Here is a 16,590-nt window from a genome sequence, read left to right as displayed (position 1 = left end):
CTCAGTTTGGTCTGTTGTTGAAACTGAGGCCGATAGTAGAGATGAAATATTTCAGTAATATGACAATTCGGTGTCATCTGGATTTTTTCACCGCTGAGCACAAGCTAATTTGTTGAAATGAAAATAGGGTAAACTTAAGCTTTTGATTTTTATTTATTTTTAACCTTTTCTCGTGTGGTTGTTTTTTGTTCTATTAGTGGGTGATATGTCACAAAATATGACAATATGAAATTGATTGGCTCTGTTTTTTTTAATGTTATGGCGTTTTCAATTCGGTTTTTTCGATATAATTGGCGACATCTGTCATATTTGTCATGTTCTCAGGGACGGCAGTGGTTTCTTTTAAGGAAGGGTTATGTCACATCTCAATTATAATCACCTCTACTATTTCTGGATGGTTTGTAAGCAAGGTTCCGTTACTAAAGCGGCAGATGCGCTGTTTCTCACGCCACAAACGGTGACAGGACAGATCAAAGCGCTAGAAGATCGTATGAAAGGCAAGCTCACAAAGCGAAACGGCCGTACCGTTGAACCAACGGAGCTTGGGCAATTGGTATTCAAATACGCTGACCGCATGTTTGGTCTAAGTTACGAAATGCTCGATATCGTCAACTATAGCCAGCATGCCAATATTCTATTTGAAGTCGGTGTTGCTGATGCGCTGTCAAAACGATTAGTGAGTAAGGTGCTGAAAACCACCGTGCCTCAAGATAAAAAAATCCACTTATGTTGTTACGAATCGACGCACGAATTGCTGCTGGAACGTTTGGCACAACACAAGCTCGACATGATTCTGTCTGATTGTCCTGTCGATTCGACACAAAGTCCCGGCTTATATAGTAAGAAACTGGGTGAGTCGAGCATGAGTTTTTTCTCTTCCACCAAAATAGATAATGCTGAATTCCCAGCCATTTTGGAGCAGAAAAAACTATTGATTCCTGGGAGCCGAACGGCGATGGGACGTAAGGTTTTACAGTGGTTTGATCGCCAAGGGATTCAACCTGATGTATTAGGGGAATTTGATGATGTGGCCTTAATGAAAGCTTTTGCTCGTTACCATGATGATGTCATTTTCCTTGCCCCGACCGTTTATATCTCAGAAATCGAAGAAGATCTGACTTTACAACTCATTGGCCATGTTGACGATCTCAAAGAAGAGTATTACGTGATCTTTGCTGAGCGTATGATTCAACATCCCGCAGTAAAGAATGTGTGTGACGCAGATTTTAGCCAATTGTTTGAATGAAACCGTTCCCTTGAATACCCCAAATAGATTACTATCTACAAAAATATAAACCTAAATTATAAAATTGTTTAACACAACTATCTGCAACAACCGTTGGGACATGTGAGTTGTAGCTAGAGGACCAACACATGAACTTAAAAGATATGGAGCAGAATTCTGCTAAAGCTGTCGTATTACTCAAAGCCATGGCCAATGAAAGACGCCTGCAAATCTTATGCATGCTACACAATCAAGAGCTATCGGTCGGGGAACTTTGTGCCAAGTTACAATTAAGTCAGTCTGCATTGTCTCAGCATCTGGCATGGTTGCGTCGTGATGGTTTGGTGACCACGCGCAAAGAAGCACAAACGGTTTACTACACTCTGAAAAGTGAAGAAGTAAAAGCAATGATTAAACTGCTGCATAGTCTTTATTGTGAAGAATAATGCCTTTGCGTGCCGTGTAGAAAAGAAAAGCTGGCTTACAAGCCAGCTTTTTTTTATATGGGTAATTTGATAGCAATAAAAAAACCGGCATAAAGCCGGCTTTTTTCACTGAATCGAGACTCTATTAAAGAGCTTTGATTTGTGCAGCGAAACGAGACTTGTGACGAGCTGCTTTATTCTTGTGAATAAGGCCTTTAGTCGCCATGCGGTCTAGGATCGGTGTAACTACAGCGAATGCAGCAGTTGCAGCTTCTTTATCGCCAGCAGCGATTGCAGCAACAGTTTTTTTCATGTAAGTGCGCATCATTGAACGACGGCTAGCATTGTGCTGACGACGTTTCTCAGCTTGGATAGCGCGCTTCTTAGCAGATTTGTTATTTGCCAAGGGTCTAACTCCCAAAAACTTTAGTTCGGTGACAATTTAAGGGCGAGGAATATCCCTCATTTATGCCCGATTGTCAAATGATTTGTGCAAAAACCCATCGCGACCAAAACAAGTTTTGGTAAGAAAGGGCATCGCGGTTAAGATGGCGGGGATTCTATCAGCATTTTTAGACCAATGCTAATAAATATCCGCGTCTGTCCTAACAAAAGACGGATAAAAGTTAAGCTACGGTGATATTTCGAGGTTACAGTGAGTAAACGACTACTCAAGTCCGGCATGATCGTCAGCGCTATGACGTTGGTTTCTCGTGTTTTAGGCTTAGTGCGCGATGTGGTTGTCGCCAATTTAATGGGCGCAGGTGCCAGTGCCGACGTATTTTTCTTTGCCAACAAAATTCCGAACTTTTTAAGAAGGCTTTTCGCTGAAGGGGCCTTTTCTCAAGCGTTTGTTCCTGTGCTAACGGAATACCACGCCAGTGGCGATCTAAACAAAACACGGGATCTCATCGCTAAAGCATCAGGGACGCTCGGAGTGATCGTTTCCATTGTGACGATTTTAGGGGTGCTTGGTTCTGGCGTTGTCACGGCATTATTTGGCGCGGGATGGTTTATTGACTGGTTACATGGTGGGCCAGCCGCGGAAAAATTTGAGCTTGCCAGCTTTATGCTCAAAATTACGTTTCCTTATCTTTGGTTTATCACCTTTGTTGCTTTGTCTGGAGCGATTCTCAATACCATGGGCAAATTCGCGGTGTCGTCATTTACACCCGTTTTTCTCAACGTGATGATCATTCTCAGTGCATGGTACATATCACCGATCATGGCTCAACCAGAGGTAGGTTTGGCGATAGGGGTGTTTCTGGGTGGTCTAGTACAGTTTCTTTTTCAAATGCCCTTCCTTATTAAAGCGGGGGTTTTAGTCAAACCGAAGTGGGGGTGGCGCGATCCAGGCGTGGTCAAAATCCGTACCTTGATGATCCCCGCTTTATTTGGGGTGTCTGTCAGCCAAATTAACTTATTGTTTGATACCTTTATCGCCAGTTTCCTGCAAACCGGTTCGATTTCATGGCTTTACTATTCTGATCGTTTGCTTGAGTTCCCATTGGGCCTATTTGGCATTGCCATTGCGACGGTGATCCTTCCTGCGCTCTCTCGCAAACATGTGGATGCACACAGCGAGGGTTTTGCCCATACCATGGATTGGGGGGTTCGTATGGTCACCCTACTAGGCATTCCAGCGATGCTCGGTTTGATGGTGTTGGCCAAGCCAATGCTGATGGTGCTGTTTATGCGTGGTGAGTTTACCCCACAAGATGTGCATCAAGCCTCTCTGTCTCTTTTGGCGTACGCTTCTGGGTTGTTGAATTTTATGCTCATTAAGGTACTCGCGCCTGGCTACTATTCTCGTCAAGACACCAAAACACCAGTGAAATATGGCATTGTCGCTATGGTAACCAATATGGTGTTTAACGCGATTTTTGCGTGGTTCTATGGTTATGTTGGTTTGGCTATTGCGACCGCTCTGTCTGCCTTTGTTAACATGGCACTGCTGTACCGAGGTTTGCACATCGCTGGTGTTTATAAAATCTCTCGACGTACGTTTCTATTTATCAGTCGTTTAGTGGTTTCTGGTGCGGTGATGGTGGCGGCGATTTTGTGGCAACTTGATGAGATGAGTGTTTGGCTTGAGTGGACCACCGGCCATCGTGCCGCAATGTTGACGATGTTAATTGGCTTGGGTGCTATTGCATACACTGCTTGCGCCTTTTTGCTCGGGATTCGGGTAAAAGACCTAAAAGCTGGGACAGAGTAAGGTGGATTGGTATATAATCCGCCAGTTTGACACTGCATAAAACGAAAACAGAGGCATTTCGCTGTATCCAAATGGAACTGATTCGAGGTATACACAATATAAAACCACAGCATCGCGGCTGTGTATTGACCATAGGTAACTTTGATGGTGTGCATTTAGGGCACCAAGAAGTGTTGCGTCAAGTCTCTCTGCGAGCTCGGGAAATGTCGTTACCTTCTGTCGTGATGACATTTGAACCTCAGCCTTTAGAGCTGTTTGCCAAAGAGAAAGCCCCAGCGCGCTTAACGCGTTTACGCGATAAGTTCGTCCAATTAGGTAAGCTTGAGATCGATCGATTGTTGTGCGTCAACTTTAATCGTCATTTCGCTTCCTTAGATGCGGATGCCTTTATTCGCGACTTGTTGGTTGAGCGTTTGGGTGTTAAGTTTCTCGTTGTTGGCGATGACTTTTGTTTTGGTAAAGCAAGACAAGGCAATTTTGCCATGCTGCAAGAAGCGGGCAAAAAATACGGTTTCACAGTCGTGAATACCCAAAGCTTCTGTTTAGCGCAGTTAAGAGTCAGTAGTACCGCCATTCGTGAAGCGCTTGCTCACGATCAGTTAGCGGTTGCCGCTCAAATGTTAGGGCGGGATTATAGCATTAGCGGACGTGTTTCACATGGCCGTAAATTAGGCAGGACGATAGGTTTCCCTACCGCCAATATTCCGCTGAAACGCTGTGTTTCTCCCGTCTCTGGCGTGTATGTCGTTCAAGCGCTAGGCTTGGATAACAAACCGATTGGTGGTGTGGCCAATATTGGCCAAAGACCGACGGTCAACGGTGTTCGTCAGCAGTTAGAGGTACATTTATTCGACTTTCAAGCCAACTTGTATGGCAAACAGTTAGAAGTGGTACTTCTGCATAAACTGCGTGATGAAAAGAAGTTTGAGTCTTTTGACGCACTCAAACAGCAAATTGAATTGGATGCTGAGGCAGCAAGGGTGTGGCTGCGTCAGCTAAAGCGTTGAACGGTTTATTCCACCGAACAACATAATGTCTAACTTTCGCCCAATATAACGGAATTAAGAATCGATGAGTGAGTATAAAGATACCCTGAACTTACCTGAAACAGGGTTTCCGATGCGCGGCGATCTGGCTAAACGTGAGCCAGAAATGCTAAAGCGTTGGTATCAAGAAGACCTTTACGGTGAAATCCGTAAAGCTAAAAAAGGCAAGAAATCATTTGTGTTGCATGATGGTCCTCCATATGCAAACGGTGATATTCACATTGGTCACGCACTAAACAAGATTCTTAAAGACATTATTATTAAATCCAAAACACTTTCAGGTTTTGACGCACCTTACGTTCCAGGTTGGGACTGCCACGGTCTGCCAATTGAATTGATGGTAGAGAAAAAAGTGGGTAAGCCAGGTCAAAAAGTGACTGCTGCTGAGTTCCGTGAAAAATGTCGTGAATACGCAGCGGGCCAAGTAGAAGGTCAAAAAGAGAGCTTTAAACGTCTTGGTATCATGGGTGAGTGGGATAAACCTTACCGCACCATGGACTTCACGACGGAAGCCAACATCATCCGTGCGCTTGGTCAGATTGCTGATAATGGTCACTTATTGAAAGGTTTCAAACCGGTTCACTGGTGTACCGATTGTGGTTCTGCATTGGCAGAAGCAGAAGTTGAGTACAAGAACAAAGTATCTCCTTCTATTGATGTTCGCTTTAAGGCTGCTGACGAAGCGGCACTATTAGCTAAATTCTCTTTGAATGAAGGCCATCAAGGTCAAGGTGATGTTTCAATCGTCATCTGGACAACTACGCCTTGGACACTCCCTGCAAACCGCGCAGTGTGTCTACGTGATGATCTTGAGTACGTGCTTATCCAAGTTGAGGGTGACAACCCTGAGCGTATTATCGTTGCGGCGGAATTGGCGAAAGACGTGATGGATCGTGCGGGTATTGAGCACTTCCATAACCTTGGTTTTGCCAAAGGTGCAGATCTTGAGCTTACTCAGTTCCAACACCCATTCTACGACTTCACTGTTCCGGCGATCCTTGGTGATCACGTGACGACTGATTCAGGTACTGGTGTGGTTCACACTGCGCCTGGCCACGGTCAGGAAGACTTTGCGGTTGGCCAAAAGTACAACCTAGAAGTGGCAAACCCAGTGGGCTCAAACGGTGTTTACCTACCAGACACAGAACTCTTTGCTGGTCAGCACGTATTTAAAGCGAATGACGCTGTAGTAGAAACGCTAAAAGAAAAAGGCGCGCTATTGCATCACCACGCTTACGAGCACAGCTACCCACATTGCTGGCGCCATAAAACGCCGATCATCTTCCGTGCAACGCCTCAATGGTTCGTTTCTATGGACCAAGCAGGCCTACGTGCTAAAGCGCTTGAGTCTATCAAAGGTGTTCAGTGGATGCCTGAGTGGGGTCAAAGCCGTATCGAAGGGATGATTGAAGGTCGTCCTGAATGGTGTATCTCACGTCAACGTACTTGGGGTGTGCCAATTGCCCTTTTCGTTCACAAAGAAACCGCAGAATTGCATCCAAACACCTCTGAGCTGATTGAAAAAGTTGCTCAAGTGGTGGAGCAAAAAGGCATTCAAGCATGGTGGGATATCGATGCTGCGGAACTACTTGGTGATGACGCTGCTCAATATGAGAAAGTCCTAGACACCCTAGACGTTTGGTTTGACTCCGGCGTAACACACTACGCAGTGGTTGATAAACGTGAAGAGTTTAACGGTGCGGAAGCAGATATGTACCTTGAAGGTTCAGACCAACACCGTGGTTGGTTCCAATCTTCATTGATCTCTTCTATTGCGATGAAAGGCAAAGCGCCTTACAAGCAAGTGTTGACGCACGGTTTCGTGGTTGACGGCCATGGTCGTAAAATGTCGAAATCGATCGGTAACGTGGTTGCGCCAAAAGATGTCACCAACAAATTGGGTGCAGACATCCTGCGTCTATGGGTTGCTTCTACAGACTACACGGGTGAAGTTGCGGTTTCTGATGAAATCTTAAAACGTTCAGCCGACGCTTACCGCCGTATTCGTAACACTGCGCGCTTCTTCCTTGCTAACTTGAACGGCTTTAATCCTGAAACGGATATCGTGCCAGTTGAAGAGATGGTCGCGCTTGACCGTTGGGCAGTAGGTCGTGCACTAGCTGCGCAAAATGAAATTGTTAAAGCGTACGATGAGTACAACACGCACGCAGTAACACAGCGCTTGATGCACTTCTGTTCTATCGAGATGGGTTCATTCTATCTTGATGTGATCAAAGACCGTCAGTACACCGCCAAACTGGGTGGTCACGCGCAACGTAGCTGTCAAACCGCGCTGTACTACATCGTAGAAGCCTTGGTTCGTTGGATGGCACCGATTATGTCGTTCACTGCCGACGAAATCTGGAATCAAATGCCAGCTTCTCTTCCTAGTGGAGAAAGCCGTGACAAGTTCGTCTTCACCGGTGAGTGGTTCGATGGTTTGTTTGGTCTAGCTGAAGGCGAAGAACTGAATAACGCATTCTGGTCTGAAATGCAGAAAGTGCGTGGTGCGGTGAACAAACTGCTGGAAGCGGCACGCACTGATAAAACCATTGGTGGTTCTCTGCAAGCAGAATTGACTCTATTTGCTGACGATGCCCTAGCGGCGAAAATCAACAAGTTGGAAGATGAACTGCGCTTTGTTCTGCTCACGTCTGCCGCAACAGTGAAACCACTGAGCGAGAAATCAGAGGCTGCGCAAGCAACCGACATCGAAGGTCTGTTCGTCGAAGTTCGTGCAACGGAAGCTGAGAAGTGTGACCGTTGTTGGCACCACACTCCAGACGTAGGCACCATTGAAGGTCACGAGAAGATTTGTGGCCGTTGTGTGTCGAACGTGGATGGTGAAGGCGAAGCGCGTAAGTTCGCTTAATCGATCCTTTCAATACGATTGAACTTTTTTTAAATTTTATAGCCCCAGTATCGACTGGGGTTATTTTTAGGAAGAAAGATGAGCGGTAAAGCGCAGATATTCAAACAAACGGGTGTACGTTGGTTGTGGCTGGCACTGGTGGTCTTCTTAGCCGATATCGGTATTAAATTCATTGTGATGGAAAACATGGGGTATGGCTGGGCAAATCGCATAGAGGTTTTGCCTTTCTTTAATCTGCTCTATGTGCATAACTACGGTGCCGCATTTAGCTTTTTGAGCGATCAAGCTGGCTGGCAACGCTGGTTCTTCACGGGCATCGCTTTTGTGGTCACGGGTCTATTGACCTACTGGATGAGCAAGCTACCAGCGGCAGAAAAATGGAATAATGTCGCTTATGCCATGATCATTGGTGGTGCGATTGGCAACGTGTTTGATCGCATGGTGCATGGCTTTGTGGTGGATTACCTCGACTTTTACTGGGGTACTTACCATTGGCCTGCGTTCAACTTAGCCGACACGGCAATTTGTCTTGGCGCGGCGATGATCATTCTCGATGGCTTCCGGAAAAAGGAAGAAGAGAAGTAATCTTTGCGAGATCGCGAATAACCCTAAGCGTCGTCGGTTGATTCTGGCGACGCTTTTTAGTATACCCGTCATATTTGAAGCTGCGGCGTTGTTGACTGCGATAGTTCCCCGGTACGCCGGCCGTCCTAATTACATAGCGCATTATGCTCATAGGGATGAATTATCTTGTCGCCTAGCCGCAACGCCCACTATTTAGGGTATACACCAAGAAAAACAATAATGACCTCAAGGAAGCAGTAACGTGAGTACAATCAATCATAATTCCGCAGTCACACTGCATTTTACGATAAAAATGAAAGACGGTTCTGTCGCAGACAGCACGCACAATATGGGCAAACCCGCGAAGTTTGTTATGGGTGATGGCAGTTTAAGTGAGAATTTTGAGCAGTGTTTGCTCGGCCTCACCGTCGGGGAAAATAAAGCGATTGAGCTAAAGGCGGCGGACGCTTTTGGCATGCCTAACCCAGACCATATTCACCATATGGACCGCACAAAATTTGTTGGCGAAGCGCAAGTGGAAGTCGGCACAATCATGGCGTTCAGTGGGCCCGATGGAATGGAGATCCCTGGTATCATTACTGAAATAGCCGGTGATTCAGTGACGGTGGATTTCAATCATCCACTGGCCGGTCAAGATGTGACTTTTGAAGTTGAAATTTTGTCAGTAGAATAGCCAGCGAAAAGAAAATTACCATGAGCAATGAAATGAAAATCTTGTTAGCGAACCCACGTGGATTCTGTGCGGGTGTCGACCGTGCCATCAGTATTGTTGAGCGTGCACTGGAACTGTATCAACCGCCTATCTACGTACGTCATGAAGTGGTGCATAACCGTTTTGTGGTGGAAGGCTTAAAGCAGCGTGGCGCGATCTTTGTCGAAGAGTTGCATGAAGTGCCAGACGACAATATCGTTATTTTCTCTGCTCATGGTGTCTCTCAAGCGGTGCGTCAGGAAGCCAAAGAGCGTGCGCTCACCGTGTTTGATGCAACGTGCCCACTGGTGACGAAAGTGCATATGGAAGTGGCGAGAGCCAGCCGTAAGCATATGGAAGTGGTGCTGATCGGCCATGCGGGCCACCCAGAGGTAGAAGGGACCATGGGGCAATATGCCAGCTTGCAGGGCGGTATGTACCTCGTCGAAAAACCGGAAGATGTACTTGGCTTGCAAGCCATTGTTAAAGATCCGAGCAATTTGCACTACGTGAGCCAAACGACCTTATCGGTGGATGAAACCGCGGATGTGATTGATGAGTTGCGTCGAGTTTTCCCTGAGATCCAAGGCCCACGCAAAGACGATATCTGCTATGCGACACAAAACCGCCAAGATGCGGTACGTGAATTGGCGAAAGATGTCGACGTGGTAGTGGTGGTGGGTTCAAAGAACTCCTCAAACTCGACCCGACTAAAAGAGTTGGCGGAAAAATTAGGCACACCAGCCTACTTAACGGACTGCCCGCAAGACATCGAGCCACAATGGTTTGATGGCAAAGTAAAAGTGGGCGTAACGGCAGGGGCTTCTGCACCAGAAGAACTGGTCAATCAAATTCTAACCCGCATTAAAGAGTTGGGTGCTCAATCGGTTGAAGAAGTGCTAGGCCGCGAAGAGAACATGTTCTTTGAAGTGCCTAAAGAGCTGCAAATTAAGCAGATTGACTAACGAGTCGCCCTGATTTGAATACCTAAGCTCAACAGACCCTAGTAATGGCGATCTCAGTATCGCCATTTTTAATGGCTGAGTCCCAGCATTTCTTTGAGCAATTTCAGGTAGCGGCGGCTGACAGGCACTTCAAATCCGGTTCTGGTGACGATTTCCGCTAACCCATTTTCCAGCAGTTTGATCTCGCTAATGGCTTTAATACTGATCAGGTATTGGCGGTGGCAGCGCACCAATGAGGTTTTTTCTTCCAGCACTTTTAACGTGAGCTGAGTGCTGGCGGTTTGGCTGGCTGAGCGCACATGCACACCACTGATGTCGCTGTAGGCACATTCGACGCTCTCTGTCGCCATGATCACAATGCGGTTGTGACCAATACAGGGAATTTGATCGAGGGTCTCTGGGGCTAAACTGGCGATGTGCTGGCTCAAGGCGGAATGACTGGCGGCTTTACTCAGGCGTTTAACCGTTTTGCGTAAGCGTTCTGGATCAACGGGCTTGAGTAGGTAATCAAACGCATTGTCTTCAAAAGCTTGGATAGCGTATTGGTCGTAAGCGGTGACGAAGACGACGTAAGGCATGGTGTCGGGATCCATCATCCCTAGCAGTTCAATGCCCGTAACTTGTGGCATCTGAATATCGAGAAACACCACATCCGGTTTTAACTCATTAATTTTCTTTAAGCCGACAATCGCGTTGGCGGCATCGCCAATCACATCAATGTCACCTGTTTCGCTAAGCAGGTCTGTGAGCTCTTCGCGAGCAAAAGGTTCATCGTCGATTACCAGTGCGGTCAACATCCGTTTACTACCTTGTTGGCTAAATTGCAGTGTGATGGCTGCGGGGAATGATAAAGCTCATTTTAGTAAATTGATGCTCTTTCGCCTCGATTTTTAGTGCTGAGTCACGCCCAAAATGGTGTGTAAGCCGTTTATCGACAATTTCCATTCCCAGTCCCGAATGATTTTCTGCTGGGGGCTGATAGCTACCGGCATTATCTTCGACCACGATAAGATCACCTTGCTCACAAGGTTGGCTGTAAATGCGCACCCGTCCTCCCTCAAGCATATTTGAAATACCATGCTTAATGGCGTTTTCCACCAAAGGCTGCAAGGTAAAACTGGGCAGTTTGATATCAAACAGATCGGGCGTGATGTCAATTTCTATCTCTAGGCGGTCAGCAAAACGCGCTTTTTCAATGCTGAGGTAAGCATTCACATGCGCCAGCTCTTCTTTTAGAGTGACGGTATTGATGTTCTGTTTTAAGTTGCTGCGAAAGAAATGCGACAGGTTCTGAATCAGTTCGCGCGCTTTATCTGGGTCGCGGCGAATCACCGCGCTAATCGTGTTTAACGCATTGAATAAAAAGTGTGGGTTTACTTGAGCATGCAGCAGCTTAATCTCAGATTGCGTCAGCAGAGTTTGTTGCTGCTGATAATCGCCATAGAGAATTTGGCTGGAAAGCAGTTGGGCAATACCTTCTGCCATCGACATATTAATGGTTGAAAACAACTTGCGCTTCGGTTCGTACAGCTTAATGGTTCCTACCACCTCTTTACCTGCTCGCAGTGGAATGATCAGTGCCGAGCCTAATTTGCAGTCGGCCGCGAGAGAGCATTGATATGGACGCTCGCTACCATCGAGGTAAATGATGGCGTTTTGACTCATCGAATCAAGAGTGCTTTGCGACGAAATGGGCGTATTAGGCTTGTGGTGATCATCGCCGATGCCGACAAACGCGAGGATCTTCTCTTGATCGGTGATCGCAACCGCGCCCACATTGGTTTCTTCATAAATAATGCGGGCGATTTTTTCTGCGTTGGTGCTGTTAAAGCCTGTGTGCAAGATCCCGACAGAGCGATCTGCGATGGTCAATGCCCGACGTGAAAAGGTCGCTGAGTACTTTTCAAAGATGGTTTTTCTGTCTTGTAAAATGCTCATAAACAACGCTGCGCCCACCGAATTGGCAATGATCATCGGCGCAGCAATGGTCGAAACGAGGCTGTATGCTTGGTCAAAGGGCTTCGCGACCACCAGCAAAATGATCATTTGTATAATTTCGGCGACGAAGGTGATGCTAAAAACCACGGAGGGATTAAACAGCTGTGCGCCTTTGTTTCTCTTAATCAGATAGATATGCAGCAAGCCACCAATTAAGCCTTCAGCCGTGGTTGAAATCGCACAGGCTAAATCGGTGAACCCCCCTAAGGTGTAGCGATGTAAGCCACCGGTTAATCCCACCGCAAAGCCCACAATCGGCCCGCCAAACAAGCCGCCCATGACAGCCCCAATCGCACGAGTATTGGCTATGGCGTCATTGATGTGTAAACCAAAATAGGTGCCCAAGATACAGAAGGCGGAAAACAATAAGTAGCAAAGAACGCGGTGGCTCAAACGCGATGAAATGTTCAGCAGTGGTAAGATGATGGGGGTCTTGCTGAGCATATAGGCCAAAACAAGATAGACACACATCTGTTGTAGCAGTGAAATCACCAGTTCCATATTGCCCCTTCGTGGCTACTGTTTGTTGTCGGTGGCATCAGCGTTCGTGAGTCATGATTATTGACAACACCGAAAGTGAGAAAGCGTTAGTCTGCCTGAGTTTAGCGGATAAAAACAGAGCCTACACTTGGCAGGCTCTGTTGGGTTTAGCAAGCAAAGGTGGATTGATTAAGCGGTTTCAGTGACGCCTTGAGGTTTTTCCTCATCGGCAAGGTCCGTTTCGCCTTTGCCTTTTGATGTTTTAATCACGTAAGCGGTCACCGCTGTCGCGAAGAGTACGCCAGCGATAGTGGAGATTTGCATTGGCAAACCAAAGCCCAAAGCGCTGTTGTTGAGGATGAAGGTCACACAAACCGTTGTCATGAAGAAAGCGGGTACTGTCGTGATCCAATGTAGCTTGTTATGACGCAGTAGGTACGCTGATGCTGTCCACAACATCATGACTGCAGTGGTTTGGTTGGCAAAACCGAAGTAACGCCAAATGATGCCAAAATCGACTTGAGTCAGAATGCCACCCAGTACGAACAGTGGAACGGCCATTAATAGTCGGTTACGCAGGGTTTTCTGTTCCATGTTGAAGTATTCAGCAAGGATCAAACGGCTAGAGCGGAACGCTGTATCACCCGAAGTGATAGGAAGAATGACCACACCTAGGAAGGCTATCACACCGCCAAATACGCCAAGCAGACCAAATGATGCGCTGTAAACCACATTGCCAGGACCACCGTTTTTCACCGCTTCTGCGAGTCCTTCAAGTGTGCCGAAGAACGAGAGTGCGATAGCACACCAGATCAGTGCGATAACACCTTCACCAATCATCGCGCCGTAGAAGACAAAGCGGCCGTTTTTCTCGTTTTCCATACAACGAGCCATCAATGGTGATTGCGTCGCGTGGAAGCCAGAGATCGCACCACAAGCAATCGTGATGAACAGAGCAGGCCATAGAGGCATATCATTCGGGTTTAAGTTAGTGAACATGTCGCTGACTTGGAAATCACCCATCACGGTGTGCTCAGAAGAGAACGCAATCGCCGTCATCAGACCAACTGACATGAAAATCAGCAACGCACCAAACAGTGGGTAGAAGCGACCGATGATTTTATCAACCGGTACGATGGTTGCGATGATGTAGTAAGCAAAAATCACCACAACCATGGTGGTCATGCTCACTGAGAAGCTGGTTTGGTCATTGATCAGATTGGTGATCATGCCAGCAGGCGCGGATACGAATACCACACCAACAAGCAGCAGCAAGACAATGGCAAAAATGTTCATAAAGTGTTTCGCGCCATTGCCAAGGTAGCGACCAGTGATGGTCGGCACTGACGCACCACCGTTACGCACAGAAAGCATGCCAGAGAAGTAATCGTGTACTGCACCTGCGAAGATACAGCCGACAACAATCCAAAGCATCGCCGCTGGGCCGTATAGGGCACCCATGATTGGACCAAAGATAGGGCCAACGCCAGCAATATTCAGTAGTTGTACTAAGTAGACTTTTTTGGTCGACATTGGCACATAGTCAACGCCGTCGGTTTTTGTATGGGCAGGGGTACGGCGATTTTCATTGATACCAAATACTTTCTCAACGAAAGCACCGTAGATGAAGTATCCGCCAATCAGGGCTGCGACACAGGTAAGAAACCACATCATAGCAATTTGTCCTTGGATAATTAATTAAGCTCAGGATGGATAGTAAAGCGTGGTTTGGCGAGATGCATTCGGTGTTGAAGTCAGTGGTCGAATATCGAGTTGAGTGGTCGATGGGCCAATTAAGTGGTTTTAACGTTTGCTCAACGGTCAGAACAAAACTATTTTTTGTGCACGAGCGGCATATTCGCTGTTTTGATGATAATGTATTTGCACAAACAATCAGTTAAGGAAATGGAATGAAAACAAGTGCGCTAGGATTGGCCGTGCTTCTATTGGTGGGCTGTGTCGCTTCAACAGAGCAACTTGCTCAGCAAGGCGATTGGCAGCAAATTGGTTATCAAGATGGCATTGCTGGACACACTCAGCGCAGCTATAAAGCGTTGGCGGAGTTAGGTGAAGTTAACAAAAGTGACTATGAACAAGGTTATCTGGAAGGAGTAGCGGAATATTGTAACCCCGATTTTGCCTATCAGATGGGCCTCTCTGGTCAATACTATGAAGGTGTTTGTGAAGGGACAGAGCAAGCACAAAAATTCCGCATGGAATGGCAGCGTGGTTGGAATGAATACCAAAACTAATTCTAATTAATGCAACGAATGAGGCAACGGATATGCAAACCGAAACAATCGCACTATGGCTTGCGGGTATAGGGATCATAGGACTTGCCTGTCAGTGGTTCGCTTGGCGGTTAAAATTGCCTGCGATTCTATTTTTATTGGTGGCGGGCTTATTGGTTGGACCCGCGAGTGGTTGGCTTCAGCCAGAGATTCTTTTGGGCGATTTGCTTTTTCCTATGGTGTCATTAGCGGTCGCTGTGATTCTGTTTGAAGGCAGCTTAACGCTGAACTTTCGAGAAATACGCGGTGTCAGTAACACCGTTTGGAGTATCGTTACGCTCGGCGCAGTGGTTTCATGGGGATTAACCAGTACCGCGACTCATTATCTACTGGGGTTTGATTGGCCGCTTGCGTTGTTGTTTGGTAGCTTGACCGTAGTAACCGGACCAACGGTGATTGTGCCGCTGCTGCGTACCGTTAGACCATCGACGCGTCTTTCCAACATCTTACGCTGGGAGGGAATCTTGATCGATCCACTCGGTGCTCTGTTTGTGGTGATGGTGTATGAGTTCATTGTCTCCAGCAGTGAAACGCACAGTTTGGTGGTATTGGCGTGGATTCTGGCCATTGGCCTCGGGTTAGGCGTTTTGTTTGGTCAGTTTCTCGCGGTGGTGCTGCGACGTGGCTGGTTGCCTGAATACCTGCAACCGTTTGCCGTTTTAAGCTTAGTGCTGGGCGTGTTTGCGCTCTCGAATCATCTGGAACATGAATCAGGCCTATTAACGGTCACCGTGATGGGGATGTGGTTAGCCAACTCCAAAGGGGTGGATATCAAGCATATTCTTCACTTTAAAGAGCATCTCACCATTCTCTTTATCACTGGCTTATTCATTTTGCTGGCGGCGCGCATTCAGCCGGAAGACTTTTACACACTCGGCATCAGTGCCTTGGTCTTATTTGCGTTTATTCAGTTTGTCTCTCGTCCGGTCTCTATCTATCTTGCGACGCTGCGCAGCTCGCTGAATGGTAAAGAAAAGGCCTTTTTGGCTTGGGTTGCGCCACGTGGCATTGTCGCCGCCTCCATTTCGTCGTTATTTGCGATCAAGTTAGAGTCACTCGGCATGTCTGAGGCTGCGTTGTTAGTGCCACTTACCTTTATGGTGATTATTGGCACTGTGGTTCTGCAAAGTGCAACGGCTCGCCCAATGGCGGTGGCACTAGGGGTGTCAGAACCCGCTCCAAAAGGTTTCTTGATCATCGGGGCGAACGATGTCGCGCGTACATTAGCGCAGGCAATCAACAAGTACGATTGCCGCGTAGTGTTAACGGATTCGAACTGGGATTACATTCGTCAAGCGCGTATGGCTGGGCTGGATAACTATTTTGGCAACCCGGTATCAAGCCACGCGGATGAGTATCTTAACTTAATTGGTATCGGGCATGTGGTGGCGCTGAGCCCTGATCGCTACTTCAACATTATGGCGTGCATGCACTTTCTCAACGACTTCAGTGATAAGCGGATTTTCTGTTTATACGATAAGTCCAATGGCAATGGTTCGGGTGACAAACATTCGGTGTCCGATGGTTACAAGGGGCTGCCATTCTTAGATGAAGCGATCAGTTATAAAAAGTTAGCCAGTCTGATCAACCAAGGGGCGGAAGTGCGTCACACCAAGATCAGTGAAAACTACACGTACGCAGCTTATCGTGAGACTCACGCGAATAGTTATGTGTTGCCGCTGTTTGTGGTGGACACCAATGGGCGTGTGCAAATTTGCCACAACAGTGCGAATTTCTCGCCAAAAGAAGGCGAAACGATTGTCTCTTTGATTAAGGTGCAAGCCGCCTAATTTT

At 47.0% G+C, this 16,590-nt stretch carries 14 protein-coding genes; 10 read left to right on the top strand and 4 right to left on the bottom strand.

From position 1 onward, the window contains the following. Window positions 1-355: 355 nt before the first annotated feature. A complete protein-coding gene (nhaR, locus tag AOT11_RS04340; protein ID WP_011078601.1) occupies window positions 356-1,246 on the top strand; it encodes a transcriptional activator NhaR in 891 nt (296 codons plus the stop codon). A gap of 128 nt (window positions 1,247-1,374) precedes the next feature. Further along, window positions 1,375-1,671, top strand: coding sequence for an ArsR/SmtB family transcription factor (locus tag AOT11_RS04335; RefSeq protein ID WP_011078600.1), 297 nt, complete (start codon window positions 1,375-1,377; stop codon window positions 1,669-1,671). A gap of 124 nt (window positions 1,672-1,795) precedes the next feature. Here the strand turns inward: AOT11_RS04335 and rpsT are convergent, their stop codons facing one another. After that, window positions 1,796-2,056, bottom strand: coding sequence for a 30S ribosomal protein S20 (rpsT, locus tag AOT11_RS04330; RefSeq protein WP_011078599.1), 261 nt, complete (start codon window positions 2,054-2,056; stop codon window positions 1,796-1,798). A gap of 249 nt (window positions 2,057-2,305) precedes the next feature. Between rpsT and murJ the strand changes: the two genes are divergently transcribed. The 6 genes from murJ to ispH all read left to right on the top strand — a co-directional run bounded on the left by murJ (window position 2,306) and on the right by ispH (window position 10,027). After that, window positions 2,306-3,868 (top strand): murein biosynthesis integral membrane protein MurJ, encoded by a 1,563-nt coding sequence (gene murJ, locus AOT11_RS04325; protein WP_017419701.1) that lies wholly within the window; start codon window positions 2,306-2,308, stop codon window positions 3,866-3,868. Window positions 3,869-3,939: 71 nt separating this feature from the next. After that, on the top strand, window positions 3,940-4,875 hold the full coding sequence (gene ribF, locus AOT11_RS04320; RefSeq protein ID WP_011078597.1) for a bifunctional riboflavin kinase/FAD synthetase: 936 nt from the start codon (window positions 3,940-3,942) through the stop codon (window positions 4,873-4,875). 64 nt (window positions 4,876-4,939) lie between these two features. Beyond that, a complete protein-coding gene (ileS, locus tag AOT11_RS04315; RefSeq protein WP_017419700.1) occupies window positions 4,940-7,786 on the top strand; it encodes an isoleucine--tRNA ligase in 2,847 nt (948 codons plus the stop codon). Between the two features lie 78 nt (window positions 7,787-7,864). Then, on the top strand, window positions 7,865-8,371 hold the full coding sequence (gene lspA / locus AOT11_RS04310) for a signal peptidase II (protein WP_017419699.1): 507 nt from the start codon (window positions 7,865-7,867) through the stop codon (window positions 8,369-8,371). Between the two features lie 241 nt (window positions 8,372-8,612). Further along, a complete protein-coding gene (gene fkpB / locus AOT11_RS04305; protein ID WP_017419698.1) occupies window positions 8,613-9,044 on the top strand; it encodes an FKBP-type peptidyl-prolyl cis-trans isomerase in 432 nt (143 codons plus the stop codon). A 20-nt stretch (window positions 9,045-9,064) separates the two neighbouring features. Further along, window positions 9,065-10,027: a 4-hydroxy-3-methylbut-2-enyl diphosphate reductase gene (gene ispH / locus AOT11_RS04300; RefSeq protein ID WP_017419697.1), complete on the top strand. Its 963-nt coding sequence runs from the start codon at window positions 9,065-9,067 to the stop codon at window positions 10,025-10,027. Between the two features lie 68 nt (window positions 10,028-10,095). On the opposite strand, the gene btsR is transcribed toward ispH, so the two are convergent. From btsR to AOT11_RS04285, 3 genes are all read right to left on the bottom strand, one after another. Next, window positions 10,096-10,824 (bottom strand): two-component system response regulator BtsR, encoded by a 729-nt coding sequence (btsR, locus tag AOT11_RS04295; protein ID WP_017419696.1) that lies wholly within the window; start codon window positions 10,822-10,824, stop codon window positions 10,096-10,098. 19 nt (window positions 10,825-10,843) lie between these two features. After that, on the bottom strand, window positions 10,844-12,526 hold the full coding sequence (locus AOT11_RS04290; RefSeq protein WP_017419695.1) for a sensor histidine kinase: 1,683 nt from the start codon (window positions 12,524-12,526) through the stop codon (window positions 10,844-10,846). A 168-nt stretch (window positions 12,527-12,694) separates the two neighbouring features. Next, the gene (locus AOT11_RS04285) at window positions 12,695-14,179 is read right to left on the bottom strand and encodes a carbon starvation CstA family protein (protein WP_017419694.1); all 1,485 of its coding nucleotides are present in this window, start codon (window positions 14,177-14,179) and stop codon (window positions 12,695-12,697) included. A 236-nt stretch (window positions 14,180-14,415) separates the two neighbouring features. On the opposite strand from AOT11_RS04285, the gene AOT11_RS04275 reads away from it, so the two are divergent. Together AOT11_RS04275 and AOT11_RS04270 are read left to right on the top strand one after the other, a co-directional pair. Beyond that, entirely contained in the window at window positions 14,416-14,757 is a 342-nt protein-coding gene (locus tag AOT11_RS04275; RefSeq protein ID WP_017419692.1) for a DUF2799 domain-containing protein, read from the top strand. 32 nt (window positions 14,758-14,789) lie between these two features. Next, a complete protein-coding gene (locus AOT11_RS04270) occupies window positions 14,790-16,586 on the top strand; it encodes a cation:proton antiporter (protein ID WP_017419691.1) in 1,797 nt (598 codons plus the stop codon). The last annotated feature ends 4 nt before the right edge of the window (window positions 16,587-16,590 follow it).

The sequence above is a fragment of the Vibrio vulnificus NBRC 15645 = ATCC 27562 genome (assembly GCF_002224265.1).
In the GTDB taxonomy this organism is placed as follows: domain Bacteria; phylum Pseudomonadota; class Gammaproteobacteria; order Enterobacterales; family Vibrionaceae; genus Vibrio; species Vibrio vulnificus.
The sequence above is the reverse complement of the archived record's forward strand: the minus strand, read 5'-3'. Positions and strand labels throughout refer to the sequence as shown.

Coding starts and splice junctions, on each gene's coding strand:
- nhaR (WP_011078601.1), top strand. CDS start 356: ATGTCACATCTCAATTATAATCACCTCTACTATTTCTGGATGGTTTGT.
- AOT11_RS04335 (WP_011078600.1), top strand. CDS start 1,375: ATGAACTTAAAAGATATGGAGCAGAATTCTGCTAAAGCTGTCGTATTA.
- ribF (WP_011078597.1), top strand. CDS start 3,940: ATGGAACTGATTCGAGGTATACACAATATAAAACCACAGCATCGCGGC.
- ileS (WP_017419700.1), top strand. CDS start 4,940: ATGAGTGAGTATAAAGATACCCTGAACTTACCTGAAACAGGGTTTCCG.
- lspA (WP_017419699.1), top strand. CDS start 7,865: ATGAGCGGTAAAGCGCAGATATTCAAACAAACGGGTGTACGTTGGTTG.
- ispH (WP_017419697.1), top strand. CDS start 9,065: ATGAGCAATGAAATGAAAATCTTGTTAGCGAACCCACGTGGATTCTGT.
- btsR (WP_017419696.1), bottom strand. CDS start 10,824: ATGTTGACCGCACTGGTAATCGACGATGAACCTTTTGCTCGCGAAGAG.
- AOT11_RS04290 (WP_017419695.1), bottom strand. CDS start 12,526: ATGGAACTGGTGATTTCACTGCTACAACAGATGTGTGTCTATCTTGTT.
- AOT11_RS04285 (WP_017419694.1), bottom strand. CDS start 14,179: ATGATGTGGTTTCTTACCTGTGTCGCAGCCCTGATTGGCGGATACTTC.
- AOT11_RS04275 (WP_017419692.1), top strand. CDS start 14,416: ATGAAAACAAGTGCGCTAGGATTGGCCGTGCTTCTATTGGTGGGCTGT.
- AOT11_RS04270 (WP_017419691.1), top strand. CDS start 14,790: ATGCAAACCGAAACAATCGCACTATGGCTTGCGGGTATAGGGATCATA.